We start from the raw sequence: 25,376 nt of genomic DNA on the forward strand, positions 1-25,376 counted from the left end.
GTGGCCGCCCCCGTCGTCGGCGTCCTCGCCCTCCAGGGCGACGTACGCGAGCACCTGGCCGCCCTGGGCGAGGCCGGCGCGACCGCCGTGCCGGTCCGCCGGCCGGCGGAGCTGGCGGAGGTGTCCGGCCTGGTCATCCCCGGCGGCGAGTCCACCACGATGTCCAAGCTGGCCGTCGCCTTCGGCCTGCTGGAGCCGCTGCGCGAGCGGGTGCGCGCGGGCATGCCCGCGTACGGCTCCTGCGCCGGCATGATCATGCTCGCGGACAAGATCCTCGACCCGCGCTCCGGCCAGGAGACCGTCGGGGGCATCGACATGATCGTGCGGCGCAACGCCTTCGGGCGGCAGAACGAGTCGTTCGAGGTGCCGCTGGAGGTGGCCGGCGTCCCGGGCGGCCCGGTGCACGGCGTCTTCATCCGGGCGCCCTGGGTGGAGTCCACCGGCGCCGGGGTGGAGCGGCTGGCGGAGGTCGGCGGGCACGCCGTCGCCGTCCGGCAGGGGCCGCTGCTGGCGACGTCGTTCCACCCGGAGCTGACCGGGGACCACCGCGTGCACGCGCTCTTCGCCGCCATGTGCGCCGGGCGGGACGAGGGCCACCGGTAGGATCGACGCGTTCGTTGTCGGTTAGTCGAATGCGCGGAACGCGGAATGGAGCGGGGCTGTGTCCGGCCACTCTAAGTGGGCAACCACCAAGCACAAGAAGGCCGTGATCGATGCCAAGCGAGGAAAGCTCTTCGCCAAGCTGATCAAGAACGTCGAGGTCGCGGCGCGGCAGGGGGGACCCGACCCGGACGGCAATCCCACGCTGTACGACGCGATCCAGAAGGCAAAGAAGCAGTCCGTCCCGAACAAGAACATCGACAGCGCGGTCAAGCGCGGCGCGGGTCTGGAAGCGGGCGGCGCCGAGTACGAGACGATCATGTACGAGGGGTACGGCCCCAACGGCGTGGCGGTCCTCGTCGAGTGCCTGACGGACAACCGCAACCGCGCCGCCTCCGACGTCCGCGTCGCCATGACCCGCAACGGCGGCTCGATGGCCGACCCCGGCTCGGTGGCGTACCTGTTCAACCGCAAGGGCGTGATCATCGTCCCCAAGGCCGGGCTGGGCGAGGACGACGTGCTGGCCGCCGTGCTGGACGCCGGCGCCGAGGAGGTCAACGACCTGGGCGAGTCCTTCGAGGTGCTCAGCGAGGCCGGCGACATGGTCGCGGTCCGCGCCGCGCTGCAGGACGCCGGGATCGACTACGACTCCGCCGAGGCCAACTTCGTCCCCACCATGCAGGTGGAGCTGGACGAGGAGGGCGCGCGCAAGATCTTCCGGCTGATCGACGCCCTGGAGGACAGCGACGACGTCCAGAACGTCTTCGCCAACTTCGACGTCTCCGACGAGGTCATGGAGAAGGCCACCGCCTGAGCCGTACGAGCGCGCCGGGAAGGGCCCGACATCCGGCGGGCCCTTCGGCCGCGTTGTCGGTGCCGGCCGGTAGCCTGCACACACGTACGCGCGCAGACGAGAGGGGGCGGCGGTGCGGGTGCTCGGAGTGGACCCGGGGCTGACGCGGTGCGGCATCGGCGTCGTCGACGGAGCGCCGGGCCGGGCGCTGCGGATGGTCGCCGTCGGCGTCGTACGGACTCCGTCCGACGCCCCGGCCGCCGAGCGGCTGCTGCTCATCGAGCGCGGCGTGGAGGAGTGGCTCGACGCGCACGAGCCCGCGGCCGTCGCCGTCGAGCGCGTCTTCAGCCAGCACAACGTCCGCACCGTCATGGGCACCGCCCAGGCCAGCGCCGTCGCCCTGCTCTGCGCCGCCCGCCGCGGCCTGTCCGTCGCGCTGCACACCCCCAGCGAGGTCAAGGCCGCCGTCACCGGCTCGGGACGCGCCGACAAGGCGCAGGTCGGCGCCATGGTCACCCGGCTGCTGCGGCTCGACGCCCCGCCGAAGCCGGCCGACGCCGCCGACGCGCTGGCGCTGGCCATCTGCCACCTGTGGCGCGCCCCCGCGCAGGACCGGCTGGCGCGCGCCCGGGGCGCGGCCGCCCCCGCGCCCGGCGCCGCGGCCGTCCGGCCCGCGCCCCCCGGGGCGCGGCGCACCGCCCGCCGGCCCGGCCGGGGCGCCCCGCCCGCCGACGGTCCGGGCCGGGACCGCCCGGAGCCGCCGGACCGCGAGACCCGGAGGAACCCCGCATGATCGCCTTCGTCGGCGGCCCCGTCGCCGCCCTGGGCCCCGGCGCCGCGGTCATCGAGGTCGGCGGCGTCGGCATGGCCGTGCAGTGCACGCCCGACACCCTGGCCACGCTGCGCGTCGGCCAGGACGCCCGGCTGGCCACCTCCCTCGTCGTCCGGGAGGACTCCCTCACGCTCTACGGGTTCGCCGACGACGACGAGCGCCAGGTCTTCGAGCTGCTGCAGACCGCCAGCGGCGTCGGCCCGCGGCTGGCCCAGGCCATGCTCGCGGTGCACCGCCCCGACGCGCTCCGCCTCGCCGTCTCCACCGGCGACGAGAAGGCGCTGACCGCCGTCCCCGGCATCGGCAAGAAGGGCGCGCAGAAGCTCCTGCTGGAGCTGAAGGACCGGCTCGGCGAGCCGCTCGGCACCGGCGGCCCCGCCGCCCGGCAGGCCGGCGCCGCCCCGGCCGCCGGCTGGCGCGAGCAGCTGCACGCCGCGCTCACCGGCCTGGGGTACGCGCCGCGCGAGGCCGACGAGGCCGTCACCGCCGTCGCGCCGCAGGCGGAGGCGGACGGCGCCGCGCCCCCGCCGCTGCCGCAGCTGCTGCGCGCCGCCCTGCAGACCCTGAACCGCGCCCGATGACGCGGCCGCCCGGCCCCCGGCGCGTACCGCACACCGAACCAGCAGCCCCACCACGACGGACGGAACCACGATGACCTGGGAGGACGCCGACCCGCGGCTGGTGGACTCGGCCGCCGACGCCGACGACCGGGCGGTGGAGACCGCGCTGCGCCCCAAGGACCTCGCCGAGTTCGTCGGCCAGGAGCGGGTGCGCCAGCAGCTCGACCTGGTGCTGCGCGCCGCCCGCCAGCGCGGCGCCGCCGCCGACCACGTGCTGCTCTCCGGCGCCCCGGGCCTCGGCAAGACCACCCTCGCGATGATCGTCGCCGCCGAGATGGCCGCCCCGATCCGCATCACCTCCGGCCCCGCCATCCAGCACGCCGGCGACCTCGCCGCGATCCTCTCCTCCCTCCAGGAGGGCGAGGTGCTGTTCCTCGACGAGCTGCACCGCATGTCCCGCCCGGCCGAGGAGATGCTCTACATGGCGATGGAGGACCTGCGCGTCGACGTCGTCGTCGGCAAGGGCCCCGGCGCCACCGCCATCCCGCTGGAGCTGCCGCCCTTCACCCTCGTCGGCGCCACCACCCGGGCCGGGCTGCTGCCCCCGCCGCTGCGCGACCGCTTCGGCTTCACCGGCCACATGGAGTTCTACACGCCGGCCGAGCTGGAGCGCGTCCTGCACCGCTCGGCGAGCCTGCTCGACGTGTCCGTCGACACCGCCGGCGCCGCCGAGATCGCCGGCCGGTCCCGCGGCACCCCCCGGATCGCGAACCGCCTGCTGCGCCGGGTGCGGGACTACGCCCAGGTCAAGGCCGACGGCGTGATCACCCGCGAGATCGCCGCCCGCGGCCTGGAGGTCTACGAGGTGGACGACCGCGGCCTGGACCGCCTCGACCGCGCCGTCCTCGGCGCGCTGCTCAAGCTCTTCTCCGGCGGCCCCGTGGGGCTGTCCACGCTGGCCGTGGCGGTGGGGGAGGAGCGGGAGACGGTCGAGGAGGTCGCCGAGCCCTTCCTCGTCCGCGAAGGGCTGCTGGCCCGTACCCCCCGCGGCCGGGTCGCCACCCCGGCGGCCTGGGCCCACCTCGGGCTCACGCCCCCGCAGCCGGGCGGCGGAATACAGCAGACCGCCTTCTGAGGCGCCGGCCCCGCCCCGTCGGAACGACGGTGACATGCCGGGCGTTGTTCCCAGGGCGGATGTCGCATTAGACTCCGCCGACGCCTTCCGGAACCGGAGGGCACCCCCGCCCCCCGAACGAGGCCGTGGCGAACGCGGCCATACGAAGGAAACCCGGACACCGTGGATATCGCGATTCTCCTGCCGTTCATCGTGCTCATCGGGGCGATGTTCCTGATGACCCGTTCGGCAAAGAACAAGCAGCGCCAGATGATGAGCATGCGGGACCAATTGCAGCCGGGCAGCGGCGTGCGGACCGTCGGCGGCATGTACGCCACGGTCAAGGAGGTCCACGAGGACACCCTCCTGCTGGAGGTGGCGCCGGGAGTGCACGCGATCTACGCGAAGAACGCCATCGGCGCCGTCCTGGACGACACCGAGTACAACCGCATCGTGCACGGCGCTCCGGAGTTCGACGAGGAGATCACCGCCCCCGACGACGCCTCCTCGCTGACCGGCACCGCCGACGACGGCGACGACGCGGACGACGACGGGAAGGCGGACAAGATCGACCTCGGCAAGGGAGAGGACGCCGACGCCGCCGACGACGCCGATGTCGTGGACGACGCCGACGAGGACGAGAAGAAGAACGGCGGCTCCGCAAAGAAGTGACCGCGGCCCCGTCGGCGGCCCCGCACCCCCGCGGCGGCCCCGCCGGGCCCGCGGTCGACGGGAGACCGGTCACTTTTCGCCTCGCGGCACCGCGGGGCTACACTTCGTGACCGCGCGGCGAGCCGCGCCGCGCGGTGTCTGGACAGGAGAATCGAGAAGGTGGCAGCACCGAAATCGGGCCGCAGGTCCCAGGGAACTCAGGGCAGGCCCTGGCGGCCCCTGCTGCTGATCCTGACCGCGATCGCCGCGCTCACCGGCGGGATGTTCCTCTCCGGGCACACCACCCCGCGACTGGGCATCGACCTCGCCGGCGGCACCAGCATCACGCTGGAGGCCAAGACCCAGCCGGGCAGCGAGAACGCGATCAACTCCACCAACATGGACACCGCGGTCAACATCATCGAGCGCCGCGTCAACGGCCTCGGTGTGCAGGAGGCCGAGGTCCAGACGCAGGGCTCGCGGCACATCATCGTCAACATCCCCAAGGGCACCGACCAGAAGGCGGCGCGCGAGCAGGTGGGCACCACCGCGCGGCTGTTCTTCCGCCCCGTCCTCTCGTACACCGTGAACGAGGCGCCGCAGCCGTCGCCGAGCGCCTCCGAATCCGGGAAGCAGGGCAAGGACAAGGGCGACAAGGGCGACGACGCCTCCTCCTCGCCGTCCCCGTCCGAGACCGCCTCCGACGAGGCGAGCCCCAGCGACGGCGCCACCGAGCAGGGCCGGGCCCTGTCCGAGGGCCTCGCCCAGGCCGACGACTCGCCCAGCCCGGGCGACTCGCAGCCGCCGGCCTCGACCCCGGCCCCGGGCGAGACGCCGCCCCCGGGCCAGCAGGCGCCCACCGGCCAGATCCCCGCCGACGTGCAGAAGAAGCTGACCGCGCTGGACTGCTCCGACCCCGAGGAGCGCACCAAGGTCGGCGAGAACGCCAAGCCGACCGACACGGTCGTCGCCTGCGACAGCGACGGGGCGTACAAGTACGCGCTCGGCCCGGCCGAGGTCGAGGGCACGGACGTCGACGACGCCTCCGCCACCTACGACGCCCAGCAGGGCTCCGGCTGGATCGTGCAGCTGGAGTTCAACGACAAGGGCTCCGACAAGTTCGCCGACGTCACCGGCAAGCTCGCCGCCCAGGCCCCGCCGAACAACCAGTTCGCCATCGAGCTGGACGGCGAGGTCGTCTCCGCGCCCTCCGTCGACGAGTCGATCACCGGCGGCCGGGCGCAGATCTCCGGCAGCTTCAACCAGGAGTCGGCCGAGGAGCTGGCCAACGTCCTGTCGTACGGCGCGCTGCCGCTGTCCTTCGAGGAGTCCGAGGTCACCACCGTCTCGCCGGCGCTCGGCGACCAGCAGCTGGAGGCCGGCCTCATCGCCGGCGCCGTCGGGCTGGCGCTGGTGGTCCTCTACCTCGTCGTGTACTACCGCGGGCTCGCCCTGGTGGCCGTCGTCAGCCTCCTGGTCTCCGCCGCCCTCACCTACACGATCATGTCGCTGCTCGGCCCCGGCATCGGGTTCGCGCTGAACCTCCCGGCGGTCTGCGGCGCGATCGTGGCGATCGGCATCACGGCGGACTCGTTCATCGTCTACTTCGAGCGCATCCGCGACGAGATCCGCGAGGGCCGCACCCTGCGCCCCGCGGTGGAGCGCGGCTGGCCGCGGGCCCGGCGGACCATCCTGGTGTCCGACTTCGTGTCGTTCCTCGCCGCGGCCGTGCTCTTCTCCGTCACCGTCGGCAAGGTGCAGGGCTTCGCCTTCACGCTGGGCCTGACCACCCTCCTCGACGTCGTCGTGGTCTTCCTCTTCACCAAGCCGGTGATGACCATCCTCGCCCGGAAGCGCTTCTTCGCCGGCGGGCACCCGTGGTCCGGGCTCGATCCCCGCAGGCTGGGAGCCAGGCCACCGCTGCGCGGCCGCCCGCGCCGCGTCGCCGCCGCCGGCCCCGTCAACCCGAAGGAGGTCTGAGATGTCGCGCCTCGGCAGCCTCGGCGCCCGGCTCTACCGCGGTGAGGCCGGCTACGACTTCGTCGGCAAGCGGTTCCTCTGGTACGGCGTCTCGATCCTCATCACGATCATCGCGATCGCGGGCTTTCTGATCCGCGGCCTGAACATGGGCATCGAGTTCGAGGGCGGCGCGGTCTTCACGACCCCGTCGTCGCAGACCTCGGTCGAGGAGGCGCGGGAGGTCGCCGAGGAGGTCTCCGGGCACCAGGCCATCGTGCAGGAGCTGGGCGGCGACAAGCTCCGCATCCAGGTCGCCACCGTCGAGACGCAGCAGGCCGACGAGGTCCGGGCGGCGCTCGCCGAGGAGCTGGGCGTCGACCCGCAGCGGATCAACAACCAGCTCGTCGGTCCGAGCTGGGGCGAGCACATCGCGAACAAGGCGTGGCAGGGCCTCGGGATCTTCATGGTCCTGGTGGTGATCTATCTCGCCATCGCCTTCGAGTGGCGCATGGCCATGGCGGCGCTCATCGCGCTGATCCACGACCTGACGATCACCGTCGGCGTCTACACGATCGTCGGCTTCGAGGTCACCCCGGGCACCGTCATCGGCCTGCTGACCATCCTCGGCTATTCGCTGTACGACACGGTCGTGGTCTTCGACGGCCTGAAGGAGAGCACGAAGGGCATCACCAAACAGACGGGCTTCACCTACCGGGAGGCGGCCAACCGCAGCCTCAACGGCACCCTCGTCCGCTCCATCAACACCTCCGTCGTGGCCCTGCTGCCGGTCGCGGGCCTGCTGTTCATCGGCGGCGGCGTCCTCGGCGGCGGCATGCTCAACGACATCGCGCTGTCCCTGTTCGTCGGCCTCGCCGCCGGCGCGTACTCCTCGATCTTCATCGCCACCCCGCTGGTGGTCGACTTCAAGGAGCGCGACCCGGCCGTCAAGGACCACAACAAGCGCGTGGCGGCCCGCCGCGCCGCCGACGCCCGCGCCGCCGCCCGCGGCGAGGGCGGGTCGGCCGGGCGCGGCGCAGGCGCCCGCGGCGAGAAGGCGTCGGGCCGGCGCGAGGCCGAGCCGGGCGTCTCGATCGTCGTGGACGACGAGCTGGAGCCCGGCACGGTGGCCGTCGAGGTGGGCGAGCCCGAGGACGAGCCCGACTCCGCCCGGGGCGCCGTCGGGCCGCCGCGGGCCCAGGGCCGGCGGCAGCAGCCGGTGTCCCGGCAGCGCGGCCGGGGCCGGCCCTCCGGCAGCCGCGGCGGCCGGTCGGGGGGCAAGCGGCGGTGAGCTTGCCCGACGGGAGCAGGGAGCTGCTGCTCAGCCGGATCCAGGACGTGCCGGACTACCCGCAGCCGGGCGTGATGTTCAAGGACATCACCCCGCTGCTGGCCGACGCGAAGGCGTTCGCCGTGCTCACGGACGCGTTGACCGAGGTCTGCCGGCGGCAGGGCGCGCAGAAGATCGTCGGCCTGGAGGCACGCGGCTTCATCCTGGGCGCGCCGGTGGCGGTGCGCGCGGGGATCGGCTTCGTGCCCGTACGCAAGGCCGGGAAGCTGCCGGGCGCCACGCTCGGGCATTCGTACGACCTGGAGTACGGCGCCGCGGAGATCGAGATACACGCCGACGCCCTCCAGCCCGGCGACCGCGTGCTGGTCATCGACGACGTGCTGGCCACCGGCGGCACCGCCGAGGCGTCCGTGCAGCTCATCCGGCGGGCCGGTGGCAGCGTCACCGGCCTGGCCGTGCTGCTGGAGCTGGGCTTCCTGGCCGGCCGGACGCGGGTCGAGCAGGCGCTCGACGGTGCTCCGCTCGACGCCCTCGTCACCGTCTGACCCTCGCTGAGCAGGGGTTTTCCGCCCGGCCGGGGGCCGGGTGCGGCGGTTGCCGGGTGGCGTGGGCGCGGCGGCAGATACCATGGCAGTTCCGGGGATCTCCCCGTGGGCCGTCCACCGTCAAGGAGTGCTCTTGCCAGACGAGGCTCATCGGTCCACCGCCGCGCCGCCCGAGAACCCGCGGCAGCCCGCCGCGGCGGAACGCCCGCAGCCCGCCCGGGCCGCGGAGAACGGGTCGGGCGGCCGCCGTGCCGCGCCGCCGGACGGGCGGGTGCAGCCGGCCGCTCCCGCGCGCGTCGAGCCCGCCTCGGGCCACGGTGCCGGGCAGGCGGGCCGGGGCGGCTCGCCGAGCCGGGTGCGGGCCCGGCTGGCGCGCCTCGGCGTGCAGCGGCAGAGCCCGTACAACCCGGTGCTGGAGCCGCTGCTGCGGATAGTGCGGGGGAACGACCCGAAGGCCGACACCGCCACGCTGCGCCAGATAGAGCGCGCCTACCAGGTCGCCGAGCGCTGGCACCGCGGCCAGAAGCGCAAGAGCGGCGACCCGTACATCACCCACCCGCTGGCCGTCACCACGATCCTGGCCGAGCTGGGCATGGACCCCGCCACGCTGATGGCGGGCCTGCTTCACGACACGGTGGAGGACACCGAGTACGGGCTCGAGGACCTGCGGCGCGACTTCGGCGACCAGGTGACGCTGCTGGTGGACGGCGTCACCAAGCTGGACAAGGTCAAGTTCGGCGAGGCCGCGCAGGCGGAGACCGTGCGCAAGATGGTCGTCGCCATGGCCAAGGACCCCCGGGTCCTGGTGATCAAGCTCGCCGACCGGCTGCACAACATGCGCACCATGCGCTACCTGCGCCGGGAGAAGCAGGAGCAGAAGGCCCGCGAGACCCTGGAGATCTACGCGCCGCTGGCTCACCGGCTGGGCATGAACACCATCAAGTGGGAGCTGGAGGACCTCGCCTTCGCGATCCTCTACCCGAAGATGTACGACGAGATCGTCCGCCTGGTCGCCGAGCGCGCCCCGAAGCGGGACGAGTACCTGGCGGTCGTCATCGACGAGGTCCAGCAGGACCTCCGCAGCGCCCGGATCAAGGCGACCGTCACCGGCCGCCCGAAGCACTACTACAGCGTCTACCAGAAGATGATCGTGCGCGGCCGCGACTTCGCCGAGATCTACGACCTGGTGGGCATCCGCGTCCTCGTCGACTCGGTCCGCGACTGCTACGCGGCGCTGGGCACCATCCACGCGCGGTGGAACCCCGTCCCCGGACGGTTCAAGGACTACATCGCGATGCCCAAGTTCAACATGTACCAGTCGCTGCACACGACGGTCATCGGACCCGAGGGCAAGCCCGTCGAGCTCCAGATCCGCACGTTCGACATGCACCGCCGCGCCGAGTACGGCATCGCCGCGCACTGGAAGTACAAGCAGGAGGCGACCGGCGGCGCCACCCGCCAGCAGGGCGCCGGCACCCGCAAGGGCGCCAAGTCCGAGCAGGTCAACGACATGGCGTGGCTGCGCCAGCTGATCGACTGGCAGAAGGAGACCGAGGACCCCGGCGAGTTCCTCGACGCGCTGCGCTTCGACCTCTCCCGCAACGAGGTCTTCGTCTTCACGCCCAAGGGCGACGTGATCGCCCTGCCCGCCGGCGCCACCCCCGTCGACTTCGCCTACGCGGTGCACACCGAGGTCGGGCACAAGACCATAGGGGCGCGGGTCGGCGGCCGTCTCGTACCGCTGGAGTCCGCGCTCGACAACGGCGACACCGTCGAGGTCTTCACCTCCAAGGCGCCCGGCGCCGGCCCCTCCCGGGACTGGCTGAACTTCGTCAAGTCGCCCCGCGCGCGCAACAAGATCCGCGCCTGGTTCTCCAAGGAGCGCCGCGACGAGGCCATCGAGCAGGGCAAGGACGCCATCGCGCGGGCGATGCGCAAGCAGAACCTGCCGATCCAGCGCATCCTCACCGGCGACTCCCTGGTCACCATCGCGCACGAGATGCGCTACCCCGACATCTCCGCGCTCTACGCGGCCATCGGCGAGGGCCACGTCTCCGCGCAGAACGTGGTGCAGAAGCTCGTCCAGGCGCTCGGCGGCGAGGAGGCGGCCACCGAGGACATCGAGGAGAGCGCCCCGCCGCTGCCCGGCACCCGGAAGCGGCGGGCCGCCAACGACCCCGGTGTGATCGTCAAGGGCGTCGACGACGTGTGGGTGAAGCTGTCCCGCTGCTGTACGCCGGTGCCCGGAGACCCGATCATCGGCTTCGTCACCCGCGGCAAGGGCGTCTCCGTGCACCGCGCCGACTGCGTCAACGTCGAGTCCCTGTCGCAGCAGCCGGAGCGGATCATCGAGGTGGAGTGGGCGCCGACGCAGTCGTCGGTCTTCCTCGTCGCCATCCAGGTGGAGGCGCTGGACCGCTCCCGGCTGCTCTCGGACGTCACGCGCGTGCTGTCCGACCAGCACGTGAACATCCTGTCCGCGGCCGTGCAGACCTCCCGCGACCGGGTGGCCACCTCGCGCTTCACCTTCGAGATGGGCGACCCGAAGCACCTGGGGCACGTGCTGAAGGCGGTACGGAAGGTCGAGGGCGTCTACGACGTGTACCGGGTCACCTCCGCGCGGAACAACTGACCGCGCCCGCCGGCCCCGTCCCCGTAGCGACGACGAGGGCCCCGCCGTCCCGGCGGGGCCCTCGTCACGTACCGGCCGCGGCCGGGCTCAGCCGCCGAACTCCCGCAGGCCCTTGAGCGCCTGGTCGAGCAGCGCCTGCCGCCCCTCCAGCTCGCGGGCGAGCTTGTCGGCCCTGGCGTCGTTGCCCTGCGCCCGGGCCTGCTCGATCTGCCGGTGGAGCTTGTCGACGGCGTCCTGCAACTGTCCCGTCAGCCCCTCGGCGCGCGCCCGCGCCTCCGGGTTCGTACGGCGCCACTCGGTCTCCTCCGCCTCGCCGAGGGCGCGCTCCACGGCGTGCATCCGGGCCTCGATCTTCGCCCGGGCGTCGCGCGGTACGTGCCCGATGGCCTCCCACCGCTCGTTGATCGTGCGGAAGGCGGCCCTGGCGGTCTTGAGGTCGGTGACCGGCAGCAGCTTCTCCGCCTCGGCGACCAGCTCCTCCTTGCGCGTGAGGTTCTCGCGCTGCTCGTGGTCCCGCTCGGCGAAGACCTCGCTGCGGGCCTGGAAGAAGACGTCCTGCGCGCCGCGGAAGCGGGCCCACAGGTCCTCCTCCTGGTCGCGCTGGGCGCGGCCGGCGGCCTTCCAGTCGGCCATCAGCTCGCGGTAGCGGGCGGCCGTGGGCCCCCACTCGCGGGAGTCGGAGAGCGCCACCGCCTCCTCCACCAGCTTCTCCTTGCGCCGCCTGGCCTCCTCGCGCTGGGCGTCCAGGGAGGCGAAGTGCGCCTTGCGGCGCTTGGAGAACGCCGAGCGGGCGTGGCTGAAGCGGTGCCACAGCTCGTCGTCGCTCCTGCGGTCCAGCCGCGGCAGGCCCTTCCAGGTCTCCACCAGCTCCCGCAGCCGCTCGCCGGCCGCCCGCCACTGCTCGCTCTGGGCCAGCTCCTCCGCCTCGGCGACCACGGCCTCCTTGGACTCGCGCACCTGGACCTGGTGCCGGGCCTTGGCCGCCTTGCGCTCCTCCTGGCGGGCGCCGACCGCCTCCACCAGCCGGTCGAGGCGCTTCGCCAGCGCGTCGAGGTCGCCGACCGCGTGTGCCTCGGTCACCTGCTCGCGCAGGTGGTCGATGGCGGCGGTGGCGTCCTTGGCGGACAGGTCGGTGGTCTGCACCCGGCGTTCGAGGAGGCCGATCTCCACGACCAGGCCCTCGTACTTGCGCTTGAAGTAGGCGAGCGCCTCCTCGGCCGAGCCCGCCTGCCAGGAGCCGACGACTCGTTCGCCGTCGGCGGTACGCACGTACACGGTGCCCGTCTCGTCGACCCGGCCCCATGGGTCGCTGCTCACAGCGCCTCCTCACATGACGCCCGGCAGGCCCGGCAGCCCGGCGGCGTCGTCCACAGTTGTCTGCGGCCGGAAGGGGGATGGGGTACCGGATCCGGCCGATCCGGCGGCGGGTGTCAACGACTGCCGCCGGCACCCCCGCACCTGCACAACGCCAACATAGGCGAACGGCGGGCCGGCTGTCCGCATCCCGCGCGAGACCAATCCCGTAACGACGCGGGGCGGCCTTGACTCAGTGGTCGGTCTCCTGCTCCTTCGTGCCCTCGGTGACGGTGGCCTTGTTGATGACCACGGTCGCGTTGGGGGCGGTGTTGCCGGTCTGGTCCGGCGGCTGGGCACCCGCCTCGGCGATCATCTTGAGGGTGGCGGTGCCCTCCTCGGTGAGCGTGCCGAACGGCGTGTAGTTCGGGGGCAGCTGGCTGTCCTGGTAGACGAGGAAGAACTGGCTGCCGCCGGAGTCCTTCTGGCCGGTGTTGGCCATCGCCACGGTGCCCGCCGGGTACGTCCCGCCCTTGACCGACTTGTCCTTGAGGTTCTCGTCCGGGATCGTGTACCCGGGCCCGCCCTGGCCGGTGCCGGCGGGGTCGCCGCACTGCAGCACGAAGATGCCCTGGTTGGTCAGCCGGTGGCACGGGCTGTGGTCGAAGTAGCCCTCGCCGGCCAGGAACCGCATGTTGTTCACGGTGTGCGGCGCCTTGCCCGCGTCCATCTCGATGCCGATGTCGCCGCAGGTGGTCGACAGGGTCATCGTGTACGTCGCGGACTCGTCGACGTCGAGCTTCGGCTCCTTCTTCCACGTCTTCTTCGACGCCTTGCCCTTCTCCGGCTTGCCGCAGGGGTCGTGCGGCTTCTCCGACGGGCTCGCGCTCGGCGCCGCGGCGTCGTCCTTCTTCTTGTCGTCGTCGTCCGACCCGAAGCCGGTGGCGGCCGCGACCGTGACGGCGGTGATCACCACCACGAGCGGGGCGGCGATGATCGCCGCGAGCTTGCGGTTGTGCTTTCTGCGGTCGGCGCGCCTGCGCTGCTGCCGCTCGTACTTCTCCCGGGCGAGCTGCCGCCTCCGCTGGTCCCTGCTGACCACCGCGTCTTCTCCCTCAGGTCGCTGTCACACGCGTTCGTGAACCGGAATTCCGTGTGCCGTACCGTATATCGATTCGCTGCCGGATGAGGAGCGCCGGTAGTCTCAGAACGGCCGCAATTCCGGGCCCCGCCCACGCGCGCGGGCCCGCGGCACCGCCGCCGCCGACAACCGACAGGTGAAGGACGATCGTGCTCATTGCCGGGTTCCCCGCGGGCGCATGGGGCACCAATTGTTATCTCCTCGCGCCGGCCGCGGGCGAGGAGTGCGTGATCGTCGACCCCGGGCACCGGGCGGCGGACGGCGTCGCGGAGGCCGTCGCCAAGCACCGGCTCAAGCCGGTCGCCGTGGTGCTCACCCACGGGCACCTGGACCACGTCGCCTCGGTGATCCCGGTCTGCGGCGCCCACGACGTGCCCGCCTGGATCCACCCGGCCGACCGGTACATGCTCGCCGACCCGGAGAAGGCGCTCGGCCTGGCCGTCGGGGCGCCGCTGCTCGGCGAGCTGACCGTGGGCGAGCCGGACGACGTGGCCGAGCTGGCCGACGGCGCCGAGCTGGAGCTGGCCGGGCTGAGCCTCACCGTCGCGCACGCGCCCGGCCATACCAAGGGGTCGGTGACCTTCCGGCTGCCCGAGCAGCCGGACGTGCCGCAGGTCCTCTTCTCGGGCGACCTGCTCTTCGCCGGCTCCATCGGACGCACCGACCTGCCCGGCGGCGACGGCGACGAGATCCTGGAGTCGCTGGCCCGCGTGTGCCTGCCGCTCGACGACTCGACCGTGGTGCTCCCCGGGCACGGCCCCCAGACGACCATCGGCCGCGAGCGCACCGCCAACCCCTTCCTCAAGGAGATGGCCGCCGGCCAGGCGGGCGGCCCGGCCGCCCCGCTCCGCCCCCGACGACGAATGTGACGACACCCTCCGTGAGCACTTCACCGGCTTTCCGCGCCCCCCGGGGCACCTACGACCTGGTCCCGCCGCGCTCCGCGGCCTTCCTCGCCGTCCGTGAGGCGTTCGCCGCGCCCGTACGCCGCGCCGGCTACGGCTACGTCGAGACCCCCGGCTTCGAGGACGTACGGCTCTTCGCCCGCGGCGTCGGCGAGTCCACCGACATCGTGACCAAGGAGATGTACACCCTCACCACCAAGGGAGGCGACGAGCTGGCGCTGCGCCCCGAGGGCACCGCCTCCGTGCTCCGCGCGGCGCTGGAGAGCAACCTGCACAAGCAGGGCAACCTGCCCGTCAAGCTCTGGTACTCCGGCTCGTACTACCGCTACGAACGCCCGCAGAAGGGCCGCTACCGGCACTTCTCCCAGGTCGGCGCCGAGGCCATCGGCGCCGAGGACCCGGCGCTGGACGCCGAGCTGATCGTGCTGGCCGTCGACGGCTACCGGGCGCTGGGGCTGACCGGCTTCCGGCTGCTGCTCAACTCCCTCGGCGACCAGGAGTGCCGGCCCGCGTACCGCACCGCGCTCCAGGACTTCCTGCGCGGCCTCGACCTCGACGGGCCCACCCGCGAGCGGATCGAGATCAACCCGCTGCGGGTCCTCGACGACAAGCGCCCCGAGGTCCGCGCGCAGCTCGACGCCGCCCCGCTGATGCGCGACCACCTGTGCGAGGCGTGCAAGGCGTACCACGAGCAGGTCCGCGAGCTGCTGACCGCGGCCGGCGTCGGCTACGAGGACGACCCCCGGCTGGTCCGCGGCCTCGACTACTACACCCGCACCACCTTCGAGTTCGTCCACGACGGCCTCGGCGCGCAGTCCGCCATCGGCGGCGGCGGCCGCTACGACGGGCTGTCGGAGATGATCGGCGGCCCCGCGCTGCCGTCGGTGGGCTGGGCGCTGGGCGTGGACCGTACGGTGCTGGCGCTCGACGCCGAGGGCGTCGCGCTGGACCTGCCCGCCGCCACCGAGGTGTACGCGGCCGCCCTCGGCGAGCGGGCCCGCAGGACGCTCTTCGGCGTGGTCACGGAGCTGCGCCGGGCCGGGGTCGCGGCGGACTTCGCCTTCGGCGGCAAGGGGCTGAAGAACGCGCTGAAGTCCGCCGACCGCTCCGGCGCCCGCTACGCGCTGGTGGCCGGGGAGCGGGACCTCGACGAGGGCGTGGTGCAGCTGAAGGACCTCGGCAGCGGCGAGCAGCGGCCGGTGGCGCTGGACGCGGTCGTGGGCGAGCTGCGGGGGCTGCTCTCCTGACCCCTGGGGGTGGCGCGGTGACGGGCGCGTTTACGCCGGTCGAACGCGCGGGCGGGCATCGTTGACCCCTGCCGGTGGATGGCCGGCGGAGACCGGCCGGGGGCCGGTGCACCGGTGCCCGACCGCCCCGCGTTGCGGCACAATGGGTGCCGCCACCGGCACCCCGAGTCCACGGAAGCAGCGAGATGACCACGACCGCAACCAGAACGGCATCGCCCCGGCGCGAGGACCCGACCGAATCCGGGCTGATCGGGGCGAGCCGGCCGTTCGCCTGGCTGCTGATGATCTGCGGCACGCTGGGCACGGTGGCGACGGCGGTGATCACGCACGACAAGATGAAGCTGCTGGAGAACCCGGACTACGTCTCGGCCTGCAGCCTCAACCCCGTGCTGTCCTGCAACAACATCATGAAGAGCTGGCAGGCGTCGGTGTTCGGCTTCCCGAACCCGTTCGTCGGCTGGATCGCCTTCCCGATGCTCGTCGTGATCGGCGTCGGCCTGCTGGCCGGCGGCCGGCACCGCCGCTGGTGGTGGACGGGCCTGTGGGCGGGCTCGCTCTTCGGCGTCGGGTTCGTCTCCTTCCTCCAGTACTCCTCGCTGTACGAGATCGGCTCGCTGTGCCTGTGGTGCTGCCTGGTCTGGGCGGTGACGATCCTGCTGTTCTGGTACATCACCGTGCACAACGTGAAGACCGGCGTCTTCCCGGTCTCGGCGCGGGTGCGCGAGGCGGTGCTGGAGTTCAACTGGGTGGTGCCCGTCCTCTGGTACGGGACGCTGCTCATCCTGATCGGCATCCGCTGGTGGTCGTACTGGAAGACGCTCCTCTGAGCGCTGTCGGTCCCGTGGCATAGGCTCGGGAAGCGTGGAGCCCGACCTGTTCACCGCCGCCGCCGAAGAGCGCCGGGAGAAGGACCCCGCCAGCTCGCCGCTGGCCGTGCGGATGCGCCCGCGCAGCCTCGACGAGGTCGTGGGCCAGCAGCATCTCCTCAAGCCCGGCGCGCCGCTGCGCCGGCTGGTCGGCGAGGGCGCCGGGGGGCCGGCCGGCCCGGCGTCCGTGCTGCTGTGGGGCCCGCCCGGCACGGGCAAGACGACCCTGGCGTACGTGGTCAGCCAGGCCACCCGGAAGCGCTTCGTGGAGCTGTCCGCGATCACGGCCGGCGTCAAGGAGGTCCGCGCGGTCATCGACGGCGCCCGCCGCGCCGCCGGCGGGTACGGCAAGGAGACCGTCCTCTTCCTCGACGAGATCCACCGCTTCAGCAAGGCCCAGCAGGATTCCCTGCTGCCCGCCGTGGAGAACCGCTGGGTGACGCTCATCGCCGCCACCACGGAAAACCCGTACTTCTCGGTCATCTCCCCGCTGCTGTCCCGCTCGCTGCTGCTCACGCTGGAGCCGCTCACCGCCGAGGACGTGCGCGGGCTGCTGCGCCGGGCCGTCGCCGCCGAGCGCGGCCTGGGCGGCGCGGTGACGCTGCCCGGGGAGTCCGAGGAGCACCTGCTGCGGATCGCCGGCGGCGACGCGCGCCGGGCGCTGACGGCGCTGGAGGCCGCGGCCGGCGCGGCGCTGGCGCAGGGCGAGGCGGAGGTGTCGCTGCCGACGCTGGAGGCGGCGGTGGACCGCGCCGCCGTGGCGTACGACCGGGACGGCGACCAGCACTACGACGTGGCGAGCGCCCTGATCAAGTCCGTGCGCGGCTCGGACGTGGACGCCGCGCTGCACTATCTCGCGCGCATGATCGAGGCGGGCGAGGACCCGCGGTTCATCGCCCGGCGGCTGATGATCTCCGCCAGCGAGGACATCGGCCTGGCCGACTCCTCGGCGTTGCAGACGGCGGTCGCGGCGGCCCAGGCGGTGGCCATGATCGGCTTCCCGGAGGCGGCGCTGACGCTGGCGCACGCCACGGTGGCGCTCGCGCTGGCCCCGAAGTCCAACGCGGTGACGAAGGCGATCGGCGCCGCGATGGACGACGTCCGGGCCGGCCGGGCGGGCCCGGTGCCGGCCCATCTGCGGGACGGGCACTACAAGGGCGCGGAGAAGCTGGGCCACGCCCAGGGGTACGTGTATCCGCACGACGTCCCCGGCGCCATCGCCGCCCAGCGGTACGCGCCGGACGCCCTGCACGGCCGGCGGTACTACGAACCCACGCGGTACGGCGCGGAGGCGCGCTACGCCGAGGTGGTCGAGCGGGTGCGGGAGCGGCTGGCGGGGGCGGGGCCGGACGGACCGGGCGGGCCGGACAGCTCCGGGTGACGCGGATCACGGCGCCCGGCCGCCGGGAATGCCGGAAATCTCTGGGGTGTTACCCAGGGTTGTCGCGTGCGAGCGCGAAAACCCTTTAAGGTAAGCCTTACCTAACTTTCTCAAGGAGGACGGAACCGCGTGAACCAGCCGCGCCCCAAGGTCCGCAAGTCGCGGGCCCTCGGCATCCCGCTCACCCCGAAGGCCGCCAAGTACTTCGAGAGCCGCCCGTACCCGCCCGGCATGCACGGCCGCGGCCGCAAGCAGACCAGCGACTACAAGGTCCGGCTGCTGGAGAAGCAGCGCCTGCGCGCCCAGTACGACATCAGCGAGCGCCAGCTCGTCCGGGCGTACGAGCGCGCGGCCAAGGTGCAGGCCAAGACCGGTGAGGCGCTGATCGTCGAGCTGGAGCGCCGCCTGGACGCGCTGGTCCTCCGCGCCGGGCTGGCCCGGACCGTCTACCAGTCCCGGCAGATGGTCGTGCACGGCCACATCGAGGTCAACGGCCGCAAGGTCGACAAGCCGTCCTTCCGGGTCCGCCCCGGCGACGTCGTCAAGGTCCGCGAGCGCAGCCGCGAGAAGTACCCCTTCCAGGTGGCGCGCGAGGGCGGCTACGCCCCGGACGGCGAGACCCCCCGCTACCTGGAGGTCAACCTGCCGGCCCTCGCCTTCCGGCTGGACCGGGACCCGAACCGCCGCGAGATCCCCGTGGTCTGCGACGAGCAGCTGGTCGTGGAGTACTACGCCCGCTGACGGCCCCGCGCCCTTGGCGGGGCGCACGGAACGTACGCGGCGGTATGCGCAACGTACAATCCGCTCGCGCAACTCCCCGGTGCCCGGGGGGTAATCCGGTACGGCGCTGTCGGTCCGGCGCGATAGGGTCGGACCCTGCCCCTGGCAGCGCAGACCCCCCGTCCCGAAGGAGCGGTGCAACGTGTCCGGTGGAGAGGTGGCCGGCATCCTCGTGGCCGTCTTCTGGGCCATCCTGGTCTCGTTCCTGGCCGTGGCCCTCTTCCGGCTCGCGCAGACGCTCCGCGCCGCCGGTGAGCTGGTCACCCGGGTGACCGAGGAGGCCGTCCCGCTGCTCGCGGACGCCGGCGCGACCGTCCGCTCGGCGAACACGCAACTCGCCCGCGTCGACGCCATCGCCTCCGACGTCCAGGAGGTCACGGCGAACGCCTCGGCGCTGTCGTCCACCGTCTCCACCGCCTTCGGCGGCCCCCTGGTCAAGGTCGCCGCCTTCGGATACGGGGTGCGCCGCGCGCTCGGCCGCCACCGCGGGGCGCCCGCGGACGGCGACGGCGACGTGATCGTCGCCGGCCCGGCCGGCGGGCCCGCGCGGGCCGCCGCGGCCGCGACCGCCCGGGTGCCCGCCGCCCGCCGGGGCTTCTCCGCCAGGCGCAGAAAGGGCTGAAAGCGATGTTCCGTCGGACCTTCTGGTTCACGACCGGTGTGGCCACCGGCGTCTGGGCCACCCTCCGGGCGCAGCGGGCGCTGCGCCGCGTCACCCCCGAGAGCATCGCGGCCACCGCCGCCAACCGCGCCGTGGACACCGGCCGCCGCGCCCTGCTCTTCGCGCAGGACGTACGCACGGCGATGGCCGAGCGCGAGGACCAGCTCAACGACGTCCTGGGGCTGAGCCTCCGCGGCCGCCCCGCGGAGCTGCCCGGGCAGCGCGCCAAGGCGCAGCTCGAACGGAAGGCCGCCCGGCGCCGGCCGCACGACCGCAACCCGCACCACCGCAATCGCGACCTGAAAGAGGACCACTGATGGAGTCGGCCGAAATCCGCCGCCGCTGGCTGCGCTTCTTCGAAGAGCGTGGGCACACCGTCGTGCCGTCGGCGTCGCTGATCGCCGACGACCCCACGCTGCTCCTCATCAACGCGGGCATGGCCCCCTTCAAGCCGTACTTCCTCGGCGAGGCCACCCCGCCGTACAAGCGCGCCACCAGCGTGCAGAAGTGCATCCGCACCCCGGACATCGACGAGGTCGGCAAGACCACCCGGCACGGCACGTTCTTCCAGATGTGCGGCAACTTCTCCTTCGGGGACTACTTCAAGGAGGGCGCCGCGACCCTCGCCTGGGAGCTGCTCACCGGCCCGCAGGACGCGGGGGGTTACGGGCTGGACCCCGAGCGCCTGTGGATCACGGTCTACGAGGACGACGACGAGGCCGAGCGCATCTGGCGCGACGTCGTCGGCGTGCCGCCCGAGCGCATCCAGCGCCTCGGCAAGGAGGAGAACTACTGGGACATGGGCGTGCCCGGTCCCTGCGGCCCCTGCTCCGAGATCAACTACGACCGCGGCCCCGAGTTCGGCGAGGAGGGCGGCCCGGCCGTCAACGGCGAGCGCTACGTGGAGATCTGGAACCTGGTCTTCATGCAGTACGTGCGCGGCCCCGGCAAGGGCAAGGACTACCCGATCCTCGGCGACCTGCCGCAGCAGAACATCGACACCGGCCTCGGCCTCGAACGCCTGGCGATGATCCTGCAGGACGTGCACAACATGTACGAGATCGACACCTCGCGGGCCGTCATCGACAAGGCCGAGGAGCTGACCGGCACCCGCTACGGCGCCGCCGAGCACTCGGACGTCTCGCTGCGCGTCGTCTCCGACCACATGCGCGCCTCCGTCATGCTCATCGGCGACGGCGTCACCCCCGGCAACGAGGGCCGGGGATACGTGCTCCGCCGCATCATGCGCCGTGCCGTGCGCAACATGAAGCTGCTCGGCGCCGACCGCCCCGTCGTCGGCGAGCTGGTCGACGTCGTCATCACCACCATGGGCGAGCAGTACCCGGAGCTGGTCACCGACCGCAAGCGCATCGAGTCGGTCGCGCTCGCCGAGGAGGCCCGCTTCCTCAAGACCCTCAAGGCCGGCACCAACGTGCTGGACACCGCCGTCACCGAGGCCCGGGCCGCCGGCTCCGGCGTGCTCCCCGGCGACAAGGCGTTCCTGCTCCACGACACCTGGGGCTTCCCCATCGACCTCACCCTGGAGATGGCCTCCGAGCAGGGCCTGACGGTCGACGAGGACGGCTTCCAGCGGCTGATGAAGGAGCAGCGGGAGCGGGCCAAGGCCGACGCCGCCGCGAAGAAGACCGGCCACGCCGACCTGTCCGCCTACCGCGAGGTGGCCGACTCCGCCGGCGCCACCGAGTTCACCGGCTACACCCACACCGAGGCCGAGTCCACCGTCGTCGGCCTGCTGGTCGGCGGCGTGGCCGCCCCCGCCGCCACCGAGGGCGACGAGGTCGAGGTCATCCTCGACCGCACCCCCTTCTACGCCGAGGGCGGCGGCCAGCTCGCCGACTCCGGCCGGATCCGCCTCGGTTCCGGCGCGGTGGTCGAGGTGCGCGACGTCCAGCAGCCCGTGCCCGGCGTCAGCGTGCACAAGGGCGTCGTCCAGGTCGGCGAGGTCACCGTCGGCGAGCCCGCCCTCGCCGTGATCGACGTGACCCGGCGGCGCGCCATCGCGCGCGCCCACAGCGCCACCCACCTCACCCACCAGGCGCTGCGCGACGCCCTCGGCCCGACCGCCGCCCAGGCCGGCTCCGAGAACGCCCCGGGCCGCTTCCGCTTCGACTTCGGCGCCCCCGCCGCCGTGCCGAACGGCGTCCTCGGCGACGTCGAGCAGAAGATCAACGAGGTGCTCGCCCGCGACCTCGACGTGCAGGCCGAGGTCATGTCGATGCAGGAGGCCAAGAAGCAGGGCGCGCTCGCCGAGTTCGGCGAGAAGTACGGCGACCGGGTCCGCGTCGTCACCATCGGCGACTTCTCCAAGGAGCTGTGCGGCGGCACGCACGTGCACAACACCGCCCAGCTCGGGCTGGTCAAGCTGCTCGGCGAGTCCTCCATCGGCGCCGGGGTGCGCCGGGTGGAGGCCCTGGTCGGCGTGGACGCCTACAACTTCCTCGCCCGCGAGCACACCGTGGTCCACCAGCTCACCGAGCTGCTCAAGGGCCGCCCGGAGGAGCTGCCCGAGCGGATCTCCGGCATGCTCGCCCGGCTGAAGGACGCGGAGAAGGAGATCGAGAAGTTCCGCGCCGAGAAGGTGCTGCAGGCCGCCGCGGGCCTCGCCGAGGGCGCCCGGGACGTGCGCGGCGTCGCGCTCGTCGCCGCCCGGGTGCCCGACGGCACCGCGGCCGAGGACCTGCGCAGGCTCGTCCTCGACGTACGCGGCCGGATCCCCGGCGACCGGCCGGCCGTCGTGGCGCTCTTCTCCGTCGCCGGCGACCGTCCGGTGACCGTGATCGCCACCAACGAGGCCGCCCGCGAGCGCGGTCTGAAGGCCGGCGACCTGGTGCGTACGGCCGCGAAGACGCTCGGCGGCGGAGGCGGCGGCAAGCCCGACCTCGCCCAGGGCGGCGGGCAGAACCCGGCGGCCGTCGGCGAGGCCGTGGCCGCGGTCGAGCGGGGCGTGGCGGAGGCCGCCGCCTGATGCGCGGTGGCAGCCTGCGCGGCGGCCGCCGGAGGGCGGCGTGATGCGCCGCGGGCGCCGGCTCGCGGTGGACGTCGGGGACGCCCGGATCGGGGTCGCGTCCTGCGATCCCGACGGCGTCCTCGCCACGCCCGTGGAGACCGTGCCGGGCCGGGACCTGCCGGCGGCGTACCGCAGGCTGGCGGCGCTGACCGAGGAGTACGAGCCGCTGGAGGTGCTCGTCGGCCTGCCGCGCTCGCTGCACGGCGGCGAGGGTCCGGCCGCCGCCAAGGTGCGCGGCTTCGCCGAGAAGCTGGCGCGGCGGGTCCACCCCGTGCCCGTACGGCTCGTCGACGAACGCATGTCCACGGTGACGGCCGCGCAGAACCTGCGTGCGGCCGGGAGGTCGAGCCGCTCGGGGCGATCGGTTGTCGACCAGGTGGCGGCAGTTGTCATCCTCCAGAACGCGCTTGAGGCCGAACGGGCGTCGGGTGCCGCTCCGGGTGAGAGCGTCGAAGTCGCCGAGTGATCGCGATACGGTAACGTTCCGCGCGGACACGGCACCCGTCGTATAAAAGCACCGGCGGTCACGCGGCATAGGGGACTGATGACTGACTACGGCCAAAACCCCGGCTCCCAGGCCTGGCAGCCCGACGACAGCCTTTACGGCGGGCAGCAGGACTGGTCGGACGGGCAGCCCGGCACCGGGCACCACCACTACGGGGGGCAGCAGCCGCAGCAGTACTATCCGCAGCAGTCCCAGGCCGCCTGGGACCAGGGCCAGACACCGCAGTACCCGGGCGGCTGGGACACCACCGGCGGGATGCCGCTGGCCGACCCCTACGCCGCGCCCGCGCCGCAGCCCGACTACTACGGCACGCCGGACGCCTATCCGCCGCCGAACCCGCACCCGCGCCGGCCGCAGCCGCACCAGCAGCCCGGCCACCAGCCACCGCCCGGCCACCAGCAGCAGCCGCCGCCCCACCAGCAGTCCCCGCACCAGCAGCAGCCGCCGCGCCGCCCGCAGCCCGGCCGGCCGGGCCCGGACGGCCGCCGCCCCCGCGAGGACTGGGACCCGGCCTCCGCCCCGCCCGAGCGCGACGACCACCCCTTCTTCGACGACGGCACCCCCGGCGACGACGACCCCGACGAGCCCCGCGAGGGCCGCCGCGGCGGCCGGAGCGCCGGCCGCAACCGCCGCGGCGCCAAGCGGCGCAACGGCTGCGCCTGCTTCGTCGTCGCCCTCGTGCTCGCCGCCGGCCTCGGCGGCCTCGGCTACGTCGGCTACAACTTCTGGAGCGACCGCTTCGGCGCCGCCCCCGACTACGCGGGCGAGGGCCACGGCAACGTGACCGTCGAGATCCCCGAGGGCGCGAGCATCACGCAGATGGGGAACCTCCTCAAGGAGAAGGGCGTGGTCAAGAGCGTCCAGGCGTTCATCGACGCCGCCGGCTCCGAGATGCTCCACCCCGGCTCCTACTCCCTGCACAAGGAGATGTCCGGCGAGGCCGCGGTCGAGCTGATGCTGAGCCCGGAGGCCGCCAACCAGCTCGTCATCCCCGAGGGCCGCCGCGCCACCGCCGTCTACGCGATGATCGACGAGCACCTCGGGCTCAAGGAGGACACCACCGCCAAGGTCGCGGAGAAGGGCGGCCTCGGCCTGCCCGACTGGGCCGAGGGCAACCCCGAGGGCTTCCTGTGGCCCTCCAGCTACTCCGCGGCCGAGGGCACCGACCCCAAGAAGCTGCTGCGCGAGATGGTCAAGCGGGCCAACGCCAAGTACACCGAGATCGGCCTGGCGGAGAAGGCGGACAAGACGGGGATGACCCCCTACGAGATCCTCACCATCGCCAGCCTCATCGAGGCGGAGGGGCAGTCGAAGGAGGAGTTCGGCAAGGTCTCGCGGGTCATCTACAACCGCCTGAAGCCGGACAACACCGCCACCAACGGCATGCTCCAGTTCGACTCCACCATCAACTACGCCAAGGGCGAGTCGGACCTGAACATCTCCAACCAGGACACCCAGTTCGACTCGCCGTACAACACCTACCTCCACGCCGGTCTGCCGCCCGCCCCCATCGACAACCCCAGCGAGCGGGCCATCAACGCCGCCCTCGACCCGACCGAGGGCGACTGGCTCTACTTCGTCACCGTCGAGGAGGGCGACACGCGCTTCACCGCCAGCAAGGAGGAGCACGACCGGAACGTCGAGGAGTTCAACAAGAAGCAGCGCGAGAAGGGCGACTGATGGACCGGCCCCGGCGCGCGGCCGTGCTCGGCTCGCCCATCACCCACTCGCTGTCGCCGGTGCTGCACCGCGCCGCGTACGGCGAACTGGGCCTGACCGGCTGGACGTACGGTCGCTACGAGGTCGACGAGCGGCGGCTCTCCGGCTTCCTCGACAGCCTTCAGCCGGGGGAGTGGGCCGGGCTCTCGCTCACCATGCCGCTCAAGCGCGCGGTGATCCCCCTGCTCGACGAGGTCAGCGCCACGGCCCGGGCCGTCGAGGCCGCCAACACCGTCGTGCTGCACGGCGACGGCCGCCGCTTCGGCGACAACACCGACATCCCGGGCATGGTGGCGGCGCTGCGCGAACGCGGCATCGAGAAGGCCGAGCGCGCCGCCGTCCTCGGCGCCGGCGCCACCGCCTCCTCCGCGCTCGCCGCCCTCGCCACCGTCTGCGCGGGGGAGGTCACGGCGTACGTACGCTCCGCCGCCCGGGCGACGGAGATGGAGCAGTGGGGCGAGCGCCTCGGCGTCCCGGTGCGCTGCGCCGACTGGTCGGAGGCCGCCGCCGCCTTCGACGCCCCGCTGATCGTCGCCACCACCCCGGCCGGCGCCACCGACGAGCTGGCGGCCCGGGTCCCGGACCGCCCCGGGGCCCTCTTCGACGTGCTCTACGACCCGTGGCCCACCCCGCTCGCCGCGGCCTGGGACGCGCGCGGCGGCACAGTCGTCGGAGGTCTCGACCTGCTGGTGCACCAGGCGGTGCTCCAGGTCGAGCAGATGACGGGCGTCGCCCGGGCGCCGCTGGCGGCGATGCGGGAGGCCGGCGAGGCCGCGCTCCGCACCCGCGCCGTCTGACCCGGCGGCCCGGCGGGCGGGCGGCCCGGGGCGCCGGAAGGTGCAAGAACCTGCCTGTCACCCCGTCCAGAACGTGGAC

Annotated in this window: 23 protein-coding genes; 21 read left to right on the forward strand and 2 right to left on the reverse strand. The window is 73.2% G+C overall.

Annotated features, from left to right (window positions below):
• From pdxT to ACHZ99_RS28355, 10 genes are all read left to right on the forward strand, one after another.
• Window positions 1-603 (forward strand): pyridoxal 5'-phosphate synthase glutaminase subunit PdxT, encoded by a 603-nt coding sequence (pdxT, locus tag ACHZ99_RS28310; protein ID WP_420307620.1) that lies wholly within the window; start codon window positions 1-3, stop codon window positions 601-603.
• A 58-nt stretch (window positions 604-661) separates the two neighbouring features.
• A complete protein-coding gene (locus ACHZ99_RS28315; protein ID WP_420307621.1) occupies window positions 662-1,414 on the forward strand; it encodes a YebC/PmpR family DNA-binding transcriptional regulator in 753 nt (250 codons plus the stop codon).
• Between the two features lie 112 nt (window positions 1,415-1,526).
• A complete protein-coding gene (gene ruvC / locus ACHZ99_RS28320; protein WP_420307622.1) occupies window positions 1,527-2,186 on the forward strand; it encodes a crossover junction endodeoxyribonuclease RuvC in 660 nt (219 codons plus the stop codon).
• Window positions 2,183-2,806, forward strand: coding sequence for a Holliday junction branch migration protein RuvA (ruvA, locus tag ACHZ99_RS28325; RefSeq protein WP_420307623.1), 624 nt, complete (start codon window positions 2,183-2,185; stop codon window positions 2,804-2,806). Before ruvC ends, ruvA begins: the two co-directional genes overlap by 4 nt.
• Window positions 2,807-2,876: 70 nt before the next feature.
• Window positions 2,877-3,920, forward strand: coding sequence for a Holliday junction branch migration DNA helicase RuvB (gene ruvB / locus ACHZ99_RS28330; protein WP_420307624.1), 1,044 nt, complete (start codon window positions 2,877-2,879; stop codon window positions 3,918-3,920).
• A gap of 162 nt (window positions 3,921-4,082) precedes the next feature.
• Window positions 4,083-4,571, forward strand: a complete 489-nt coding sequence (gene yajC, locus ACHZ99_RS28335; protein WP_420307625.1) for a preprotein translocase subunit YajC — start codon at window positions 4,083-4,085, stop codon at window positions 4,569-4,571.
• 159 nt (window positions 4,572-4,730) lie between these two features.
• Complete coding sequence (gene secD / locus ACHZ99_RS28340; RefSeq protein ID WP_420307626.1) at window positions 4,731-6,530, forward strand: protein translocase subunit SecD; 1,800 nt, start codon at window positions 4,731-4,733, stop codon at window positions 6,528-6,530.
• Between the two features lies 1 nt (window position 6,531).
• Window positions 6,532-7,797: a protein translocase subunit SecF gene (gene secF, locus ACHZ99_RS28345; protein ID WP_420307627.1), complete on the forward strand. Its 1,266-nt coding sequence runs from the start codon at window positions 6,532-6,534 to the stop codon at window positions 7,795-7,797.
• Entirely contained in the window at window positions 7,794-8,342 is a 549-nt protein-coding gene (locus tag ACHZ99_RS28350; RefSeq protein ID WP_420307628.1) for an adenine phosphoribosyltransferase, read from the forward strand. The genes secF and ACHZ99_RS28350 overlap by 4 nt, the downstream gene beginning before the upstream one ends.
• Before the next feature lie 133 nt (window positions 8,343-8,475).
• A complete protein-coding gene (locus ACHZ99_RS28355; RefSeq protein WP_420307629.1) occupies window positions 8,476-10,974 on the forward strand; it encodes a RelA/SpoT family protein in 2,499 nt (832 codons plus the stop codon).
• A gap of 87 nt (window positions 10,975-11,061) precedes the next feature.
• Here the strand turns inward: ACHZ99_RS28355 and ACHZ99_RS28360 are convergent, their stop codons facing one another.
• Both ACHZ99_RS28360 and ACHZ99_RS28365 read right to left on the reverse strand, forming a co-directional pair.
• Window positions 11,062-12,291 carry a DUF349 domain-containing protein gene (locus ACHZ99_RS28360; RefSeq protein ID WP_420307630.1) on the reverse strand — a complete coding sequence of 410 codons (1,230 nt, stop codon included), beginning with the start codon at window positions 12,289-12,291 and terminating at the stop codon, window positions 11,062-11,064.
• A 229-nt stretch (window positions 12,292-12,520) separates the two neighbouring features.
• Window positions 12,521-13,369, reverse strand: coding sequence for a peptidylprolyl isomerase (locus ACHZ99_RS28365; RefSeq protein ID WP_420307632.1), 849 nt, complete (start codon window positions 13,367-13,369; stop codon window positions 12,521-12,523).
• A 188-nt stretch (window positions 13,370-13,557) separates the two neighbouring features.
• Between ACHZ99_RS28365 and ACHZ99_RS28370 the strand changes: the two genes are divergently transcribed.
• From ACHZ99_RS28370 to ACHZ99_RS28420, 11 genes are all read left to right on the forward strand, one after another.
• On the forward strand, window positions 13,558-14,277 hold the full coding sequence (locus ACHZ99_RS28370; RefSeq protein WP_420307633.1) for an MBL fold metallo-hydrolase: 720 nt from the start codon (window positions 13,558-13,560) through the stop codon (window positions 14,275-14,277).
• Entirely contained in the window at window positions 14,274-15,560 is a 1,287-nt protein-coding gene (gene hisS, locus ACHZ99_RS28375; RefSeq protein WP_420307634.1) for a histidine--tRNA ligase, read from the forward strand. Before ACHZ99_RS28370 ends, hisS begins: the two co-directional genes overlap by 4 nt.
• A 185-nt stretch (window positions 15,561-15,745) precedes the next feature.
• Window positions 15,746-16,387 carry a vitamin K epoxide reductase family protein gene (locus ACHZ99_RS28380; RefSeq protein ID WP_420307635.1) on the forward strand — a complete coding sequence of 214 codons (642 nt, stop codon included), beginning with the start codon at window positions 15,746-15,748 and terminating at the stop codon, window positions 16,385-16,387.
• Window positions 16,388-16,421: 34 nt separating this feature from the next.
• Window positions 16,422-17,807: a replication-associated recombination protein A gene (locus ACHZ99_RS28385; protein WP_420307636.1), complete on the forward strand. Its 1,386-nt coding sequence runs from the start codon at window positions 16,422-16,424 to the stop codon at window positions 17,805-17,807.
• Between the two features lie 129 nt (window positions 17,808-17,936).
• Window positions 17,937-18,548 carry a 30S ribosomal protein S4 gene (rpsD, locus tag ACHZ99_RS28390; RefSeq protein ID WP_420307637.1) on the forward strand — a complete coding sequence of 204 codons (612 nt, stop codon included), beginning with the start codon at window positions 17,937-17,939 and terminating at the stop codon, window positions 18,546-18,548.
• Window positions 18,549-18,729: 181 nt separating this feature from the next.
• Window positions 18,730-19,209: a DUF948 domain-containing protein gene (locus ACHZ99_RS28395; RefSeq protein ID WP_420307638.1), complete on the forward strand. Its 480-nt coding sequence runs from the start codon at window positions 18,730-18,732 to the stop codon at window positions 19,207-19,209.
• A gap of 5 nt (window positions 19,210-19,214) precedes the next feature.
• Window positions 19,215-19,565, forward strand: a complete 351-nt coding sequence (locus tag ACHZ99_RS28400; RefSeq protein WP_420307639.1) for a DUF6167 family protein — start codon at window positions 19,215-19,217, stop codon at window positions 19,563-19,565.
• A complete protein-coding gene (gene alaS / locus ACHZ99_RS28405; RefSeq protein ID WP_420307640.1) occupies window positions 19,565-22,234 on the forward strand; it encodes an alanine--tRNA ligase in 2,670 nt (889 codons plus the stop codon). The genes ACHZ99_RS28400 and alaS overlap by 1 nt, the downstream gene beginning before the upstream one ends.
• A 43-nt stretch (window positions 22,235-22,277) precedes the next feature.
• Complete coding sequence (gene ruvX, locus ACHZ99_RS28410; RefSeq protein ID WP_420307641.1) at window positions 22,278-22,742, forward strand: Holliday junction resolvase RuvX; 465 nt, start codon at window positions 22,278-22,280, stop codon at window positions 22,740-22,742.
• Window positions 22,743-22,820: 78 nt separating this feature from the next.
• Window positions 22,821-24,461: an endolytic transglycosylase MltG gene (gene mltG, locus ACHZ99_RS28415; protein ID WP_420307642.1), complete on the forward strand. Its 1,641-nt coding sequence runs from the start codon at window positions 22,821-22,823 to the stop codon at window positions 24,459-24,461.
• Complete coding sequence (locus ACHZ99_RS28420; RefSeq protein ID WP_420307643.1) at window positions 24,461-25,297, forward strand: shikimate dehydrogenase; 837 nt, start codon at window positions 24,461-24,463, stop codon at window positions 25,295-25,297. The genes mltG and ACHZ99_RS28420 overlap by 1 nt, the downstream gene beginning before the upstream one ends.
• Window positions 25,298-25,376 lie beyond the last annotated feature (79 nt).

It is taken from the genome of Streptomyces sp. MAR4 CNX-425 (assembly GCF_048656465.1).
In the GTDB taxonomy this organism is placed as follows: Bacteria; Actinomycetota; Actinomycetes; order Streptomycetales; family Streptomycetaceae; genus Streptomyces.

Excerpts from the sequence above, each read along its gene's own strand:
- ruvX (WP_420307641.1), top strand. The coding sequence starts at position 22,278 with ATGCGCCGCGGGCGCCGGCTCGCGGTGGACGTCGGGGACGCCCGGATC.
- secF (WP_420307627.1), top strand. The coding sequence starts at position 6,532 with ATGTCGCGCCTCGGCAGCCTCGGCGCCCGGCTCTACCGCGGTGAGGCC.
- ACHZ99_RS28400 (WP_420307639.1), top strand. The coding sequence starts at position 19,215 with ATGTTCCGTCGGACCTTCTGGTTCACGACCGGTGTGGCCACCGGCGTC.
- ACHZ99_RS28380 (WP_420307635.1), top strand. The coding sequence starts at position 15,746 with ATGACCACGACCGCAACCAGAACGGCATCGCCCCGGCGCGAGGACCCG.
- ACHZ99_RS28420 (WP_420307643.1), top strand. The coding sequence starts at position 24,461 with ATGGACCGGCCCCGGCGCGCGGCCGTGCTCGGCTCGCCCATCACCCAC.
- ruvA (WP_420307623.1), top strand. The coding sequence starts at position 2,183 with ATGATCGCCTTCGTCGGCGGCCCCGTCGCCGCCCTGGGCCCCGGCGCC.
- alaS (WP_420307640.1), top strand. The coding sequence starts at position 19,565 with ATGGAGTCGGCCGAAATCCGCCGCCGCTGGCTGCGCTTCTTCGAAGAG.
- ruvB (WP_420307624.1), top strand. The coding sequence starts at position 2,877 with ATGACCTGGGAGGACGCCGACCCGCGGCTGGTGGACTCGGCCGCCGAC.
- mltG (WP_420307642.1), top strand. The coding sequence starts at position 22,821 with ATGACTGACTACGGCCAAAACCCCGGCTCCCAGGCCTGGCAGCCCGAC.